Raw genomic sequence first — 18,395 nt, 5'->3', positions numbered from 1 at the left:
TGTTATCGTTTTACTGGTGATTCTTCACCGAATAAATATTGAGGAGCATAGCCTCCGAAATCGACCACAATCTTTTCAAATACAATACCAGGATGGCGCGGAGTGATGGTCAGCTCATGGACATCAGCCTTACCGACCGGCAATTCCACCACCTTTTCCACCACACGACGGGCTACAGCGGGATAGAACTCAGAATACATATAGGGCTGACGGTCAACCAGCGTCTTGTTGAAGTTAACCACCTGAGGTTCTGAGCCGTCCAAGCTTACGGTGTATTCAAAGCCACCCACATTCAAGAAGTCAAGCGTTGACTTCACAATAACGCGTACCTTGACTTTGGCAGGCGCATCGGCAGGCAGAGAGAAACGATAAGTCAGATGGGCACCGTCAACAGGATCGGTATAAGGAGTCAGCGCCACCGCACTGCGTGTACGACCATAGTCGGGATAGATGCTCCACTGCGTTCTGTCATTGGACTTAGCACTGAAATAATGTTCGGCCTCCATAGCCACAAAGCCCTGTGAGGGAGCAAAGACATAACCGCCAGCGGCAACTTGATCGATGCGTTTCACCTCCGGCATACGGTCGGCAGGGAAATTGTCGCTCCATGTGGTATAGCCGATGTGCTTCTGCGTCATCATACCATCCCACTTGCCACCAGCCATCTCCTTATTATAATAGTGACAAAGCTGGGCATCGCGCTCAAAGCACTGTGCCACCTTGTCTGCCCACTGGTTGGCATCGGGGTTGCCTGCCTTGGCCAGCATCCTGTTCATCGCCTGGGCATAATACATGTCATAGAGGTTAGCCATCGCCTGCACGGGGAAGAGTATCGACTGACGATAGGCATCACGGGCTGCCTCGGGAACATCGGCAAACAGACGGAGGACGCGCAGTTCCAGTCGGGCATAGTCGTCAGCCACCTTGCGCCATTCGCCGGTCGACAGGTTGTAAGTCCTTGCATCGAGCATCTCTGCAGTGACACGACCCATATACTGACAGTTGCGGTTATAGATGGAGGCAGCTTCTTTTGCCATTGAACATTGACCATTGAACATTGAACATTGACCAAACATACTCTGGAAGAAACGTTGAGTGTGGTCGGTCACCGTCTGCTGGGTATATTCCTTGGGATTCCACGCCATGTCCATAAACAACTGGATAGGATACTCCATCGGTTTCAAGTCGCCCACATTCAGTATCCACATGCGCTGGATGCCGTAGTCATAGGCCAGCGACAGCTGTTCGAACATCTGCTGGGTCTGGGTGACGTTGATCCATTTCGAGTTACGGGGTGCACCGACATAGTCTACATGGTAGTACAGTCCCCAGCCTCCGGGATGCTTACGCTCCTTGGCATTGGGAACACGGCGCACATTACCCCAGTTGTCGTCGCACAACAGCATGATGACATCATCGGGCACACGCATGCCTTTATCGTAATAGTCTAATACCTCTTTATACAATGCCCACACCTGTGTCGTCTTGTTGGCGGGCTTCTTGGTCACCTCCTTGATAATCTTGCGCTGGTTCTCCACAATGCGTTGCAACAGCTTGGTATCGGCATCCTCGCTCATCGCCTCGTCGCCATCGCCACGCATTCCGATGGTTACCATATCCTCAGTACCCTTCATGCGCTCAATGCCCTCACGGAAGAACTGGTCCAGCTTCTGCTGGTTCTTCTGATAATTCCAGGGGCCCCACTCACCACGCTTACGGGCATACTCCTGATGATTACGTGCCATCGGCTCGTGGTGCGAGGTTCCCATGATGATACCCATCTCGTCAGCCGTCTTCGAGTTCTCGGGGTCGTCGGCATAGAATGCCCAGCCCCACATGGCAGGCCACAGCATGTTACCTTTCAGACGCAGAATCAGTTCAAAGACCTTGGCATAGAAATGGTGGTCGCCATAACCTGTTCCGAATGTGTTCTTCACCCATGAGGTCAGACAAGGTGCCTCATCATTCAAGAACAGGCCGCGGAACTCTACTGCTGGCTCGCCGTCAGTATACTGACCAGGCAGGATTCCCACATAGTCGCGCTTCGTTACGGGTACGTCCATCCACCAGTACCAGGGCGACACGCCCATCTGGCGCGAGAGCTCGTAGATGCCGAATACCGTACCGCGACGGTCACTGCCGGCAATGATTACTTGTCCGTCGATAGTGGTGATGATAAACTGCTCGCGCTTGCCTTTCAGGTCAAAGAGTTTACCACGCTTCACCCATTGGTCGATTTGCTTGTTACAACCCACCGTTCCAACAAGGATAGTGGGCTGATCACTCTTGGCAGGAGCGAAGCCCATCACCCGTTCGAAATCCTGTTGCAGACTGGCAACAGCTATCTGCACAGCCTTGGGTTCATTATCACTATAGCCGATGGTAGCGCCACGCAGCGAGACGGCTCCATTCTGCTCTGCAAAAGTCACAAAGCTATCAGCAGCATTCATGGGAAGAACAACCACGAACGTCACCAAAACTAAAAGAATTGTCTTTATACGCATCATCATTGAATTATGAATTACTTAAACAAGTGTGGGATAAACTCATGCAGTCCACGGCGCCAAGTGAGGAACTCATGACCGGTGCCCTCAGAGACTGACGAGTCGACCTTGATACCTAACTCACGCAGACTGTCTACAATAGGTTGGCTCTTGATGAAGTCCTCTGAACCCCAGTTCATATAGAAGTAATGAATCTTCTTGTTGAAGGCGGCAGCATCAGCAAAGACACCATTGTAGGCGGTCTTCACGTCGAGTCCGAAGATGGCGCCGCTGAAAGTGCCCATCCAGGCAAACTTGTCGAGGTTCTGCAATACGACGTCGAAGGTCTGATGACCGCCCCACGACAGGCCAGCCATAGCTCGGTACTCACGGTCAGCCTTTGTGCGGAAGTTGGCGTCGATGTAGGGAATCAGGTCGTTTAACAATACGGGATAGAACGAAGCGCCATATTCACTGCGCCCAGCCTGATTATTGCCACCGCGGAAAGGCTGCTTGATATCACCGCTCTCCATTACGACAATCATCGGCACCGCCTCACCCTTGGCAATGGCATTGTCCATGATATGCTGCATCTTACCCTGCAACATCCAGCTGGTCTCGCCCTCGCCCATACCATGTTGCAGATAGAGCACTGGATATTTCTTCTTACCTGTTTCGTACTCGGCAGGCGTATAGACCAAGGCGTGACGCCATTCGCCAAACTTGGAATGGGGACTGTGATAGTAAATGCTACGCACCTGACCATGAGGAATGCCCACTTGCGGACGGTAATAGTCGCCCTCTGGTCCTTCGGGCACTTCAAGACCACCAGCCTCGCGGTTGCAACCGAAATAGGTTTCCGAAGCTGGGTCGATGAAGTTCACGCCGTCAATGTTCATGAAATAATAGTGGAAGCCAACAGGCAGCGGATCAGAGACTGCCATGAAGCCTCCCTTGCCGTCAGGCTGCATGTCGTATTTCTTGCCACAGATATCCACCACGACCTTGCGGGCTTGTGGCGCCTGGATGCGGAAATAGGCACGACGCTCCTTGTCAATTTTGGGGAACGCATTGCCGGGAATGGCATTCTCAACGGTCACAGCATCGGCAGGGACCTCAATCTTCTTAGGCATCTCGATGAAGGGACGCTTGGGTTCATAGCCCAGATGGCGGGCTACTGCCTCAGCATAGCGGCATCCCAGCTCACGATAGCCTGCAGCATCGAAGTGCAGACGGTCGGGACCATTCGTACAACCATCCGAAGAGATGACCTGTGCCGTATGCAGGGTGTTAGGCAACTCGTCAATCTGTTTCTTACAACCGATGCACACACCCTTGCCGTCAGCCTGCACGATATTTCCGGCATAGAGGTTCACCTCCTCAGGCTTCAACTGCAGGTCACTGCAAAGGTGATCGTACACTTGCTTCACCATTCCAGCCCATTTGGGGTCGCCGGTATTCGTTTCACCCTGATGCATTAGGATGCCCTTGATGACACCATCTTTCTGTGCCTTCTTGGCCAGTGTCACCAGACGCTCGTAGGGATTGTTGTTATAAGCCTCCAGCATTCCCTTCATCCATCCGGGAGCCCGTTTTACATAGCTCTGGATACTATCGGGAAGGAAACCTTTGATGTCGATACCGCCAATAGCCACATGGATGACGCCAATCTTGATGTTCTTGGGCAACGACTCCACCATCGTCCGACCAAACCAGTCGGCAGGGGTCAGTCCCGTATTGGGACGGCACAGGGGAGCCACAGCCTCACACCACTCGCCCATCTTTCGGCCTCGCTGCGGGTCGTCAACGGCAGGCATCAACAGGAAACGCGGACCAGGACTCTTCAGATCTTGAGCCTCTGGTTTGGCAGCACCTTCCATGTTCGACTGTCCGAAACACAGGAAGATGTAGAAGTTCTCGTCTACGGCAGCACTCGCCATTGCAAAGGGCACTGCAGCCAATAGGAATGTCATCAGCAAACACTTTCTCATTGTCGTAATCTTTATAGCTGTTTTTTCTGACTGCAAAGATACAACAAATCCCTCATATCTGAGCATCCCTATGTTTCATATACTTTTATATATGTAACATCAGACAAACTAACCATCTCTTTCTTTATTACCTAGAAAGGAAAAAGGTATTAAGGAGATTGGTATCTGTTGACTAACACAAACGCAAAACATGTGGTTTTGACAAGTAATACCTATGGTTTTATAAAACAAAACCATAGGTATTACTATCTAATTAGCTAATTAATTACAATTGTTGAGATAATAGAAACTTAGAAAAGAGATTGTAAAGCTTGTATGGCTTGTCGTTCCGAACTCTCCAGCATACGTCCCATTTCACGAGCATCCATATCGACTGGACTTGAGGTAAAGTCAGGTGTATTATAAGAATACAATAGTCGGCGATAATACTCCTTGGGATTACGCTGTGGCAAAAGGAAGGGTTTGGTTGCGTGCCCTCGCTCATCGATAGACGAGAAATAAACACGAGTATAAAGGCCATCATCCCTACGACTGGTAAAAAGAAACCAACGACTATTAGTACTCCAATTATGCAGGCTCTCTGATCTATTACTGTTCACTTCATCCATCGGTCTACTCTCGCCCGTTTTCAAGTCTAACAAAAAAAGGTCGGCTTCTGGATGCCACACCGAGAAATAACCATAATCTAGCTGGGTATACATCAGAAAGCGCCCATCATAGGAGGGACGGGGCCAAGTAACACTTTTCCCCGTTGTATGAGCATTGACAAGTGTATCTACTTGATTTCCAACACGTCCCGTAGCTTCATCAAAACTCACCTGACAGAGGCTATATTTTACTTTATTATACTCTTTCGGAAGATCTCGAACAGGTGTTGTAATGAAATAGAGACGTTTACCGTCAGGCGAGAAAACAGGTATATTCTCCATTCTGTCCTTTTTCATCAAAAAAGTATCCTTGATGGCCACATGTTCCCTGGTGTCATAGACAAAAACATCAGAAGCCATATCATATACCTCAATGCGCTTATTATTGCTCATATGGAAAACCTGAGCTGTTTTGTTGGTCGAGAATGCACAATAACGTCCATTTGGATGCCAATAAGGATAGACCATCGACCCACCAAGACTGTCATTGCGAGCCTGCAACACCTCGTCTCGTCCCAAGGTTCGAATCACCGTGGCCCCATGGTTTCCTCTAACGTGAAATACAAGTTGGTTTGGGTTTGTACGGTTCTGAGTATGGCAATTCATACAGTTTCCATGAACTTGAGAGTTCTCTATCATAGCATGTTCTTCGAAGTCTGCAAGACAACGCTGATAGAGCCCCATGTGACTATATAGCACATAGCTAGGCGGAATACGACGATATGTAATACCCCATTCATCTAAAGAAAAAGTGCTCACCTGAATCGTGAAGTCGCGATATTTTATCCACTTTCCATCTTTTTGAGCACAAACCGAGACAACAAGTTGCGCACCCTTGTTCTGCTCCAGTAGTTCATGCCACTCGTCGATATCAAAATCAGCAAAAGAGCCATTGGTATGCAAGTTTCCGCCTTTCTTACCACTTATCTTCACGTCGACATCCGTAAACGTATCGTCTTTCATAGAGAAATTCAACGGTGCTATACCTACAGGTACTGTTACCCCAACATAGTCGGGATAGATGACAGGCAACTGGTCAACGACCTGCACGTTTTCCGGTCGTGAGCTACATGCCAACAACACCCATATCATCAATACCGCGAAACCTATATGCGATAATACCTTTCTCATCATTCATCAACTTTATATAAACAATTCATCTTCTGTCTCACTGTATATTTTCTGCAACGGACCATACATAGGATGAGCCTTAATCTGCTCAGGATGCAGCACCAACGACTTCATCACTTGTGCCCACTTCCGATAGAAAAGAGTTTCCTCCAACAGTGAGACGTACTTCAGTGCAACTTCGTATTGTCCAGTTACAAGTGCAGTCTCAGCCAGTCGACAAAGCGCCCTACCACTCTTATTATAATTGGATGTACTCTCCATGGCCTCGAACATGCAACGTTGAGCGAAATTCACATATCCCATCTGGAAGAATAAGTCGCTCATCATCATCGCTGAAACCGTACTGGTCAAAGCCGTAAACGGTTTATACAGACTAACCTTCAACTCTTCCGGAGTTATTTCCTTTTTGTAGAATCTTGCCAAATTGACAATGTGAACACATGCCTTTGCCTTTGGTCCTTTCCTGGTCGCCTTATAGAGGACCTTATCCCACGCCTTCTGACGTTGCAGATAGTCGTATTGCATCACCTCGCGCGTTCCTATTTTATCAACTTGTATCTGTTGATAGTCAATACCCTTGAATATATTTTCCAAGGAGTAAGGAACAAAGCAGGAACTCGCCAACAAACAAATAGCCAACAGCGATGCCAACATCATGCTCTCCGCCATAATTTTCACTTTCCGAAAAGATTTATGCAGCCAGCGCAGATGATAGACCACCACTAAGACAATGACTGGGCCTACCAACCAATAACCAACGGGAACAATGACGAGCGAAACAATTAGGCATAAGTTTCTGCGTGCCGGTAGAGCGTACATCATCAGCAATGTCAAGGAAACGGCCACGGGAAGCGTCATTGGAATGTCAATATCACACAACAAGAGCCATAAAGCAACGACTGGGAGGAAGGAAGCCATATAAAGTACCTCATCTTTGACGGAGGGGACACAACGTCGGAGTAGCAACCATGATAGCCATTGTATTGCCATAAATAGAATGGACAGTATACAAGCCCCCACTTTTTCATTCATATAGAACTGCACCAAGAACTCACCCACGTAGCGGGCAAAGCCACCTGGCACCACCAAACGATCTGCCAGGTAGTCACCGTTGAGAAGAAATAACTGGAGCGACTCACGCTCCATCAACATTTCCGGATATGCGAACGCCCAATAGCCAAAAGCCGACATTCCCATGAAAACTATCAACGCATATTTTGTTTTTTCTTTTATTTCCATTTTTGCATATTGTTCAGAAGTCTCTATATTGATTCTTTACTTTCTTCACTGCTATACACTCCATCTCTACAAGCCATGTCGGCCGACAAACGGGAGCAAGCGTAATGACTGTAGGAACATGGGGAAATTTTTGGTCAAACATTTTTCTCACTATTTTATAATCTGCACCATCTCGCAAATAAACGATGATTTGCATCACGTCATCGAAACGCATACCACCCTCGCAAAGCAGAGCCTCAACATTTTCCCACATCCGGGAAATTTGCTGTTGTACATTTCCCACGTGGAGCACTTCACCTCGGTTGTCAATGGATGCAGTTCCCGATATATATATGTGGTTACGATCTCCATACTGTATCAGCGTACCGCGCTCAAAGGTCACCCCATATTCGATGGTCCGATTAAGATGAGAGAGCGCATAGAGATAACGGCGCTGCTCTGGCTCAAAACCCGTCATCGAATAGCTGTCAAGTTGCACAAGAGCCTTGGTGTTTGAAGGTGTTCCACCTATACCCGTAGAAGCGATGTAATGAGTTTCCGAGGTGAGGCCCTGTTCGACAAAACACTCCCTGCGCGCCTTGACAAGCCCACCATATTGAGTATCAACATCGCGAACAAAGAACCATGTACGGATACAGTTCGCTTCCAAAGTAGCATGGAAAAGATTCAAGATATCCAAATAGATAAAGAGGGTCTGCCAAGTCTGCATGTAAGAGGTTGCAGAGGTAGAATCCATCAGTCCGAAGGTCCACACATGCTGATAGCCATTGTGCCTGACAACAGTAGAGTTATTCATAGGCCTCACCTCTGTACCCTTCTGCAGATAGAGCCATACCGCTACCTTAGAGCCATCAAGGGGTGGCTGTTGGATGTAAGAGATGGTACAGGCATCACGCTCCTGGATAACAGGAACTTGGTTAGTGGCATCACTAAGGAAATAGCGTTTGAAAACGATGCTGGAACCCAGCACATCCTCCATTTCCAAGAAGATTTTCTCCGCCTGCTGAATACGGGCTATCTGCCCTTCGAAAAGCTCACAGCGAGGCTCCACATGCAGCATGGCATGCAACTCCTCCACTTCACCTGCCGTGAAGCGCGCCCACTCTATCCGAGCCCCTATCTCTTCAAAATTCTTTGACTGACAAACTATCATAACGATTTTACGAGCACAAAATTACGAAGAAATCCCATTCATTCCAAATTTTCCTTTATAAAAAATATCCGTCCAAATGTAACATGTACTTTTGCTGTTGTTTCCTGGACAAACATCGGTTTCCTTTTTGTGCGGCTCTTAATATAATAATGTGTAACTTTGCGCCACAAATAAAACCTAATCAAAATGAAAAGAAACATTATCACATGGCTGATGCTGCTTGGATGCATCACCATTTGGGCTCAAGGAGTAAAGCCATTACCTACCCTACACGTGGAGGGTCGATGGCTGGTTGACAAACATGGCAACCAAGTGGTTCTACATGGCGTAATGGACACACCCAGCAACTATTTTAACGGCGATCGCTGGGAAGGTTCTAAGGCACGAGGCTGGTGGGACCATTATAACGAAACTGGACGTGTTAATTGCTTGAACTACTTTGAAAAGCTATTTGTTGGCATGGAACAAGCCAAATGTAATGTATTCCGTCTGCACATGGATCCGGCTTGGACGAATGATGGCAGTATCACCGCTACAGGATTCACGAAGAATACTGAGAATAAGACCATAGACCCGAATGGACAAGTAGTGGACGGCGAGGCCGATATCTCGCATTTCAGCGAGACACTTTATAAGCATTGGTTGCCAACACTTTATTTAGAACTGGCAAAGAAAGCCATGAATCATGGCTTGTATGTTGTTGTTCGCCCACCGGGTGTCTGTCCTCATGATTTGAAGGTAGGCGATTACTACAACCAGTATCTGATGTTGATATGGAACATCTTCTCTCAAAATGAGTATATCAAACAGCATGCCGGTCAGATTAGCATTGAATTGGCTAATGAACCCGTAAGTGTCAAGAACGCCCAGAATCAAGATGATCCCAAGGCGTTACACGATTTTTTCCAGCCTATCGTTGACAAAATCCGCGAGAATGGTTTTACTGGCATCATTTGGGTACCTGGAACAGGTTGGCAGGCTAACTATACCAGCTATGCCCAATATCCCATTACAGGTGAAAATATCGGTTATGCCGTACACGACTACAATGGCTGGTACGGTTGCGACGACAAGAACCTGAGCGCCTCTGACGTTCCGGCAGCCACACAGCGAAAGATAGAGCAATTCCATAACCAGGTGCCCGTTGTCGACACTAACCCTGTGATGATCACAGAGATTGACTGGAGTCCCTTTAAGCCTGGAACAGGTCACTATAATGAACACGGCGACTGGGTGGAATCCAACTACGGCACATGGGCTACAGGCCGCACATCAGTATGGGGTTCCATCACCAAGGGGGTCTATGAGCACTTTGGCAATATCTCGATGACCCTTTCAGGCACAGGATGTCTTTTAGATATTGACAAGTCAATAGCTACAGGGCAGGCAGTTCCCGCCTTTGACGGATTGGCAGAAGCCTGCGGAAAGGCCTGTATGGACTGGTATGCAGCGTATTACAAGGTAAACTGGCCCCACGCTGATGACGAGGAGGAGACTGGCGACTTCTACACCTTGCAAAGCATTTCGGCCACGACTAATGACATTGAGATGGAAGAAGGTACAAAATTACTGATTTCACTAAAGGCTAACTATGCCGATGGTCACACACAGGAAATCAGTGACCAGGCGACCTTCGTCATTGACAATCCCGCTATCGTCAGCATAGATAAGGGCTATATCAAGGGACTCACTGCTGGAGTTACCAAGATGACAGCAACCTATAGTAAAAATGGAAAACAGTATCAGGCAATCTTTAACATCACAGTAAATGCACGCGAATTTTTCTCGTTCAAGAAAGAGGACATTCGCGAATTTTTTGGTGAAACTGGTACTTATAACGAATCCACTCGCACCTTCCATCCTGCCCAGTGGGGACAAATGGGATGGCAATATACTGACGGTGTTGACATGTCTGCTTACAAATATTTAGTTGTCAAGTTGAAAGTAGCACAGAATTGTTCTGCTCATCTGAACATATTCCCTCAGAACAGCATCTGGGGAAGTAATTATCAGTCTGAAGACTTTGGGAACAAGACAACGATTATTATTAAAATGTCTGATGTTGCGGCTCAGATCGACACAAAGAACATTCATATTATCAGCTTCTGGACTAATGGTACTGGGGACGTTGTTGTAGATGATATCTACTTGACCAACAATGACGACTATAGCAAAACCACAGGTATATGCACCATTCAACGTGAAATAGAGAACGATATGGTATATAACCTGCAAGGTGTCAAGGTTGGCACACGCAGCCAGCTGAAGTCACTTCCCCGTGGCATCTACATCATCGGAGGCAAGAAGGTGGTAGTGAGGTAATCATCACTTGGTCACATAAAATTTTGGCGGTTCAATTAGGGTATAGGCGCACAGTTGTATGGGTATAGGAACACGATCGTTGGGGTATAGGCGCCCCATAATCAGACGGGCATCCTTCCCCGTTACCCTTAGGCATTCCCCCTGCAAGGCCTAATGATTGTCCTTGCGACCCTTGATACTTCACTCCAAGACGCCCCAAACGGTTACACGGTTACAGCTGTAACCGTGTAACCATTTCGACTAAAAACATGGTACATAAAAGGAGCCCGTATCTTCGCAGACACGAGCTCCCATTTTCATGTAAAGTTCTAAAAATTACCTTTTAGGGGTAATATCTTTATTGAGCAGCTTTACCAGTAGCCTCAGAGAGACCATCGGCGAAGCCAGCAAAAGTATGCTTACGACTGTAGTCCTGTTTCCAGAGACCAGTAGGCAGTTCAGGACGCCATCCGCTACCTTTAGGTGATATCGAGCTCAGAGATACGTACCTGCTTACCAGTAGCAGCCATCAGTTCGAACGACTTTTTGATAAGTTCCTTACGTTTGTTCTGCTGATCAGGATCAGCATAGCAAGAGATATGCATCTGAGTTCCAATACCGTCAATCTTGGTTACGTCATCAGCTTCCCAACGCTCAATCCACTTGATTAAGTTCTCGAGCTTCTTGTTACCACTGGCATCCCAGTCATACTCCAGGTTGTAGTCGTTGATGAATAGTTTGATGTCCTCTGGACCATACAAACAAGCCAGAGCAACGGCAGTACGAACATAGTCGAGGTCGCCCAAATAATCCTGCCGGTTCTGTTCCGGCTCTCAGATTTTAGGGCCCGTAAAGAGGTTTATTAATAAAAACGACGAATTTTATTAATGATTTTAGTGAATTTTATTAATAAATGCAGGGAGAAGCATAAAAAATAGTCATCGTTATAAGTCACACTTAGAAGATATATGCTACCGATAGGATTCCACAACCATTCTGTTGCAGTCCATTCTTTGCTCCTAACGATTTCTTCCAAGAAGCACTGATACGAATGTGGTTAATATCAACACCAGTTCCAAGACATATGGAGTACATTGATCCCTTTCCGTGGTCCACAGTGCGGACTCCCTGATCAGCTGTACCACCTGTAGTTGGGTTATAATAGAATGCATTCTCTTCCTTTATTTTCAGATTCCAAGCGAGAAGAAAGCCACCATTAACAAAGGGCTTGATGCGACCATCTGTGATGAACACATAATTCAATCCAATACGACCAGCCAACTCGTTAACAATTATCTTCGGTTTAACTCCTTCCATCGAATATTCAGAAGATTCGTATCGGTGAGGAGTGAAACTAAACTCAACCTGTGCATTCAAATTCTTACTTAATCGTGGAAATGAAAAATCGCCACCTACGAAGAAGGTCGGAGCAACTCCTGTGTATGTGTATCTATCATAGCTAATATCAGAAACCCCCGCAAAATAGTCATATTTCGGAGAATCATAGGAAGAGTAACCAATGCCCGCACCTACATAAAACCTATGCTTAACAGCGATTGTCTTTTCTTTGTCATAGCGAAACAACACACAATCACCTTCTTCCGTGCAATATTGCTCGTCATATTGTTTCACCATATGCGTAAGGTTCTCACTAGTCAAATTCATTTTCCATAAACGGCTAGCGATGGTTTTATCTTGATACATCAGTCCATTAATTTTCTGCACAACTTGGCGACGATTCTGTAATTTGAATTCGTAGGTTCGTAAATCTTTATCTAGTTTGTCGTCACGTATGATGACCTCCTTACCATTGCTATCCACAAAACCAAAATAATACTCTCCATCGTAATAATAGCGGTATAGGCTAACACCACCTTGTAACAGGAACTCTGCAAAAATAAGCTCCTGCTGATTCTCATTAAAGTCTGTGAATAGACGACTAACATAATAAATACCTTCGCCGGCCAGCCGGTAACCTTTGATATCAATAGGGGACAAAGACTTATATACACTTTCTCCATCTTTTAGGAAGAGACAGTATTTTGCATTCTTGGCATCTGTTAGGTAGTCGATGGTACCATGTATGGTATCGTTCTCATTTGTAATCACATAACCCCTCTGAGGGTTAACTTGTGCAGCCAACATCATGGGGGTCATGGACAACAAAGAAACAAAAAAAATCTGCAAACAATTCTTCATATTCTTGACTTATTGAGTTTATTTCTGCAAAAATACACAAAAAAACATGAATAAAAAATATTTCAGCAAAAAAAGGTGCCTGATTAAGGCTCCGTATAAAGTTCACGCTAAACGCGTGACTTTAATAAAAGGAGCCCGCATCTTCTCAGACACGGGCTCCAACACATGTAAAGTTCTAAAAATTACCTTTTGGGGGTAATATCTTTATTGAGCAGCTTTACCAGTAGCCTCAGAGAGACCATCGGCGAAGCCAGCAAAAGTATGCTTACGACTGTAGTCCTGTTTCCAGAGACCTACAGGCTCAGAAGGACGCCAGCCACTGCTAGAAGGAGCATCGGTGATGCACCACTGACAGATACCATAGCGCTGAGCAGCAGGAACATTCTCGAAGTATGCCTTCACAATGAACTTATAGAAGTCGCTCATCTGCTTATGCATAGCCTCAGTCATCTTGTCGGTAGTAACCTTATTACCATTGGCATCTGTATAGCCCATGTCAAGCTCAGAGACACGAACTAGCTTACCAGTAGCAGCCATACGCTTGAACGAATCCTTAATCAAATCCTCCTGCTTCTTCTGCTTGGCAGCATCAGCCTGGAATGAGATGTGTGTCTGAGTGCCAATACCGTCAATCTTGGTTACGCCATCAGCCTCCCAACGCTCAATCCACTTGATAAGGCTCTGCAACTTCTTATTGTCGTTGCCGTGCCACTCGTATTCAAGGTTATAGTCGTTAACGAACAGCTTAATATCCTCAGGACCATACTGGCGAGCCTTGGCAACGGCTGTACGAACATAGTCGAGGTCACCCAGATAATCCTGCCAGAAGAAATTATTCTTCTCGATTTCAGCCTTCTCGGCGTCAGTTTTACCTCTCGTGGCAAGTTCCATACTCTGCAGAGCATAGACACCTTCTTCGTCAGGATCTCCACCTGAAACAGCCTCGTTGACAACATCCCAGGCTTTCACCTTACCATCGCAGGCTTCCATCATGCCCTTAATCCACTTGTCCATTGCCCATGTCAGCGTATCCTTCTTCTCCTCTGGAGTCAGAGGAATAGAATTCATTTTCACTGCATGCGCACACTTAACCCATTCTATATCAATTGTGCCATCGAAACCACCAGGTTGCAAAACAAGGTTACAGTCCTTAGCCGGGATACCATTATATCTAACCTGCTGCTCGGTCCATTCCGTTGTGACTTTAAGTTTAGCAGAAGCCGATTCGCCAGAACCCCAGCCCCAACCCATGTTGAGGGTAATCATATCATCTTTAGATGCTTTTACACGAACTGTAGCAACATAGTCGCCCTCAATGGGGTGAGGAATATGGTCCGCTATGAAGTACTGGTACCAAGAACCAGGATTCTCTGAATGCAGGCAACCGTTAACGATAGTGGGTTCATAACCCATTACAAACCAAGGGAATTTTGCATCATTTTTATAAGAATAATCGTAATCTTCAACCAATACTTCAACAGCAGGAGTTTCGTAACGTACAACACGAACGACCTCTATGTCAATAGTACCATCATAGCCACCAGGTTGAAGAACAAGATTACATGGTTTTCCAGCTACACCAGTAAATTCCACTTTTGACTCCGTCCATTCTGTGGTGACCTTCAATTTTCCAGAAGCAGATTCGCCAGAACCCCAGCCCCAACCCATGTTGAGCGTAAGAGCATCCTCTTTGGAACCCTTAACCTTTACAATAGCTGTATAATTGCCGTCTTCTGGTACTGGAATACCATCTGCAATGAAATATTGATACCATGATCCTGGATTTTCCGAATGAAGACAACCATTAACGATTGTTGGCTCATAACCCATTACAAAGTAAGGGAATTTATCCTTACCAGCAAAATCTCCATAATAAATCTCCTTCTCAATTTTTGCATCCGGATCAATATCAAGTTCTTTATCCTTCAGTAAACTGTTCAGCCACTTCACTTGCTGCTGGGAATGCCAAGCCAATGTATGTCCATAGACGCTCACACCAGCTTCCTCAGCAGACTGTAAGAATGTAGAGACACCGGAGAAATCCATATCACCATTATCGTTCACACATGAAGCCATTTTCATAGCATTGCCTGCCACAATCTCGTCGAAGTTATGTGAAGCAAGGCGGAACAACGAGGCTTTCTGGTTAAACTCGCTTTCCGTAACACCTGCACCGACCTTAAAGTCAGGATTAGCTGTACGGTTCAGGTTCTCCTTCAGTGGAGCATAGTTATTGAGATACTCATAACCTGCAATCGTAGCGGGCTTCTCACCAGGATTGGTGCTCCAATCGTCGTAGTCTGCACAGCCCACTAACATGAGTGGACTGAGCAGTGCAGGAATAAAATATTTACTTAATTTCATAGTTTTAATCTTTTTCGTTAAATGATTAGACGAAATTACTTCCAAGACTCAAGCTTGTTGCCACGTGACATCATTGACATCACATAGTCGCAGTCAACCGTCCACGTCTTCTGGTGATCAGCGTCACCAGGATTGGTAACGATAGAAGCTGCGAACTTCAACTTCAGACAGTCAGCCATACGCTTAGAGTCACTAAAGTCCTGAATACCACGGGCAGTGAATGAGCCTGTACCAATAGCCTTGCCGTCCTGAAGGACCTGACAGCTGCCATCAGCAGCGAACGAAAGTGTTAACTCTACTTCCTTTTTAGCATCGACAAGTTCACCATCTTTCCACTCCTTTACAGGATAAGAATAAGTCACCTTAGAAGCATTCAAAGCAACGGAAGAAACATTATCAAGACCATCCTGATTCTTGTGTGTAGTAGTTGTACCGCCCTGTACTTTGGTGGTACCAGTCTTACAATACAGACCTGAGAAATGGTTCATGAACTTCACACAAATCAGTTGAGTTGACTTATCTTTGATGATAGAGTCGCCCGTCAGAGAGGCTGTCATTTGAACAGGCAGCACATAATGAGTTTGTACAGCCTTGGGATCATTGAAGAAAGCATCCGTCAGTCTGACAACTGTTCCACCCATGACTTTACCGGCAGGAATCGTCAGCGTGCTAGGATCCTCAAGGGTATAATGGGAAGAAGGAAGCACCTCCATGCCAGAACCAAGCTCAAGGAGAGACGGTTTTACCTCATAGCTAATCTTACAGTCCTTGTTATTTTTGTAGCCGCCACCCCATGTAGCCATGAGCTTGAACTGATGGTTGTTGTCATCCGTGTTATCGGCATCATCGTCATTACCAAGGGTAATCGTACGGATAGGAGCCTGCATAGCAAAGTAAACAGAGATCTTTCCGTTATTGCCGCCTTGGTCAATGGTATCTCGAAGGTTGTCCTCCCAGTCACCATTAGAACAAGCTGTCAGCAGTAAACCTGCCAGCAACATGCCACTTTTATATAAAATATTCTTGTTCATCATTTTTTTTAGAATTTTACATTGTTATTTTACCATCCTGCATTCTGAGCGAGTGAGGGGAAGTTAAGAATCTGATCGTAAGGAATAGGACCATAGTAGCCATTTTCCTTGTAGTTGCGTGTCTCTACTGAGAGGCTGTAGTCATAGAGCTTTCCATCACCTGTATTAGTGATTTTCACGCCCTTGGCTGTCTCGTTGATATTAGCCTTCCAGCGACGGAGGTCCCAGAAGCGCCAGCCCTCGAAACAGAGCTCGATACGACGCTCGTTGCGAATCAGCTCACGCATGGCTTCCTTACCAGCAGCGGCACATTCGTCAAGATAGTCAGTACTTGTGATACCGGCGCGCTCACGAAGAGCCTTGATCACATCGTATGCAGTATAGCCCATGCCACCCTTGGGGCCCCAGGCCTCGTTGGCAGCCTCGGCATAGTCGAGATAAAGCTCTGTATAGCGGATACGTGCTACATAGTGCATCTGACTGCTGGCATTGTTCGGGTTCAAGTTTACATCCTGACGGAGCAACTTCTTCAGGTAGTAACCCGTACGGGTAGACTTCGATACATCTTTGTTCAGACCGTCAAGATTCTCCGTATTGTCAGCCTGGGTATTAATCACCTTTTTATCTGAACTTGCAGTCATGCCATTGTACAGGACGTATTTGGCAAGACGTGGGTCACGGCCTGCATAAGGATCCTGCGCATTGTAACCACTCTTAGAATTGGCAATAGGATATCCGTTTGCCATCGGGAAGGCATCTACAAAGTTCTGAGTGGGGTTAATGCGACCTTTACCATATACAGAGGGAGGGAAGTTGTCTTCCTCTAATGAGCGTGACTCACTCTTCTCTGTACGCCAAAGCACTTCCTTGGGGCACTCACCACCAGAGAGGTTTTTCATGTCCGGATCAGCATACCACTCCAAACCATTGGGATCGATACCCGAAATACCACCATTGAGGTCCAGCACAGCCTTGGCATAACTAGCTGCCTGCTCATAGGTGATTCCACTTGCAGAAGCAAATGCAGGAGAAGCTGCCATCAGCGAAGCCTGAGCCAGGATAGCACGGGCAATACGACCGCTGAAACGGCCCGCGAAGTTAGTACCTAATACACGATTATAGGTAGCCTTGGATACTGTATAAGACTTACCAAAGCAATTAACAATTTCTTGGTCATTATCCGTATCCTTATAGTCAACAGGCAGTACGCGTACAGCCTCCTCAGCATCGGCAATCAACTGCTTCATACAGTCAGCAAACGTGGCACGTGTCTCCAGAGAGCCATGGTCTGACTCAATCGATGTTGACTGAAGAATCAATGGGAAGCCAAGCAGGTTGTTGTCCTTATCGAAACCACCGTGAGCACGGAGGAGATAGTACATAAAGAGTGCACGGAGACCTTTTGCTTCACCGACATAACGCTGGTGGTACATGGCACGGACTGTCTCGTCGCTGTTCCAGTTAACCTTGTCGACATTATCCAGGAAAAGGTTGATGTACTGAATGGCAGCACGACAGTTACGCCAAGTTTCCACAGGGTTGTTACTTGATGTCCAGTTGTCAACGGCTGTCATCTTACGATAATTATTGTCAGCATCGTTCGTTACAGCATCGTCCGTAGCAACTTCAGTAAACGGATATGATCCGTTTGGCAGACGGGTATAGGCATTTCCGAGTACGCCATCAGCATAGTCAGGGTGCTCGTACATATACTCGAAGCCCAGGTGGTTCTCAATAGCGGGCTCGAAGAGGTCATTACAACTTGTAAAGCCCATGACAATCGTAAGTCCAAGCACTACTGCCCCCACCTTGTTTTTGGATATTATGTTATTCATAACTATTTTCATTTGTCTTTG

11 protein-coding genes are annotated in these 18,395 nt (G+C 46.4%); 1 reads left to right on the top strand and 10 read right to left on the bottom strand.

Annotated elements, in window-relative coordinates:
• Positions 1 to 2: 2 nt before the first annotated feature.
• The 5 genes from BLU47_RS13065 to BLU47_RS13045 form a co-directional block, all read right to left on the bottom strand.
• On the bottom strand, positions 3 to 2,507 hold the full coding sequence (locus tag BLU47_RS13065; RefSeq protein ID WP_091963705.1) for a glycosyl hydrolase 115 family protein: 2,505 nt from the start codon (positions 2,505 to 2,507) through the stop codon (positions 3 to 5).
• A 14-nt stretch (positions 2,508 to 2,521) separates the two neighbouring features.
• Positions 2,522 to 4,456 (bottom strand): bifunctional carbohydrate acetyl esterase/feruloyl esterase, encoded by a 1,935-nt coding sequence (locus BLU47_RS13060; protein ID WP_369796991.1) that lies wholly within the window; start codon positions 4,454 to 4,456, stop codon positions 2,522 to 2,524.
• Between the two features lie 308 nt (positions 4,457 to 4,764).
• The gene (locus tag BLU47_RS13055; RefSeq protein ID WP_091963702.1) at positions 4,765 to 6,252 is read right to left on the bottom strand and encodes a TolB family protein; all 1,488 of its coding nucleotides are present in this window, start codon (positions 6,250 to 6,252) and stop codon (positions 4,765 to 4,767) included.
• A 12-nt stretch (positions 6,253 to 6,264) separates the two neighbouring features.
• Positions 6,265 to 7,491, bottom strand: a complete 1,227-nt coding sequence (locus tag BLU47_RS13050; protein WP_091963672.1) for a DUF6057 family protein — start codon at positions 7,489 to 7,491, stop codon at positions 6,265 to 6,267.
• A 13-nt stretch (positions 7,492 to 7,504) separates the two neighbouring features.
• On the bottom strand, positions 7,505 to 8,644 hold the full coding sequence (locus tag BLU47_RS13045) for a Rid family hydrolase (protein ID WP_255402202.1): 1,140 nt from the start codon (positions 8,642 to 8,644) through the stop codon (positions 7,505 to 7,507).
• 186 nt (positions 8,645 to 8,830) lie between these two features.
• Between BLU47_RS13045 and BLU47_RS13040 the strand changes: the two genes are divergently transcribed.
• The gene (locus tag BLU47_RS13040) at positions 8,831 to 10,966 is read left to right on the top strand and encodes a cellulase family glycosylhydrolase (RefSeq protein WP_091963669.1); all 2,136 of its coding nucleotides are present in this window, start codon (positions 8,831 to 8,833) and stop codon (positions 10,964 to 10,966) included.
• Positions 10,967 to 11,424: 458 nt separating this feature from the next.
• Here BLU47_RS13040 and BLU47_RS13035 read toward each other — a convergent pair whose 3' ends face one another.
• The 5 genes from BLU47_RS13035 to BLU47_RS13015 form a co-directional block, all read right to left on the bottom strand.
• Positions 11,425 to 11,751 carry an endo-1,4-beta-xylanase gene (locus BLU47_RS13035; RefSeq protein ID WP_369796990.1) on the bottom strand — a complete coding sequence of 109 codons (327 nt, stop codon included), beginning with the start codon at positions 11,749 to 11,751 and terminating at the stop codon, positions 11,425 to 11,427.
• Positions 11,752 to 11,902: 151 nt separating this feature from the next.
• On the bottom strand, positions 11,903 to 13,144 hold the full coding sequence (locus tag BLU47_RS13030) for a hypothetical protein (RefSeq protein WP_091963666.1): 1,242 nt from the start codon (positions 13,142 to 13,144) through the stop codon (positions 11,903 to 11,905).
• Positions 13,145 to 13,348: 204 nt separating this feature from the next.
• Positions 13,349 to 15,508: an endo-1,4-beta-xylanase gene (locus BLU47_RS13025; RefSeq protein ID WP_091963664.1), complete on the bottom strand. Its 2,160-nt coding sequence runs from the start codon at positions 15,506 to 15,508 to the stop codon at positions 13,349 to 13,351.
• Between the two features lie 35 nt (positions 15,509 to 15,543).
• Positions 15,544 to 16,539, bottom strand: a complete 996-nt coding sequence (locus BLU47_RS13020) for a DUF1735 domain-containing protein (protein ID WP_176780590.1) — start codon at positions 16,537 to 16,539, stop codon at positions 15,544 to 15,546.
• Between the two features lie 29 nt (positions 16,540 to 16,568).
• On the bottom strand, positions 16,569 to 18,374 hold the full coding sequence (locus BLU47_RS13015; RefSeq protein WP_369796989.1) for a RagB/SusD family nutrient uptake outer membrane protein: 1,806 nt from the start codon (positions 18,372 to 18,374) through the stop codon (positions 16,569 to 16,571).
• Positions 18,375 to 18,395 lie beyond the last annotated feature (21 nt).

The organism is Prevotella sp. tc2-28, from assembly GCF_900107705.1.
GTDB lineage: Bacteria > Bacteroidota > Bacteroidia > Bacteroidales > Bacteroidaceae > Prevotella.
This window is presented reverse-complemented; position numbering and strand designations above follow the sequence as displayed.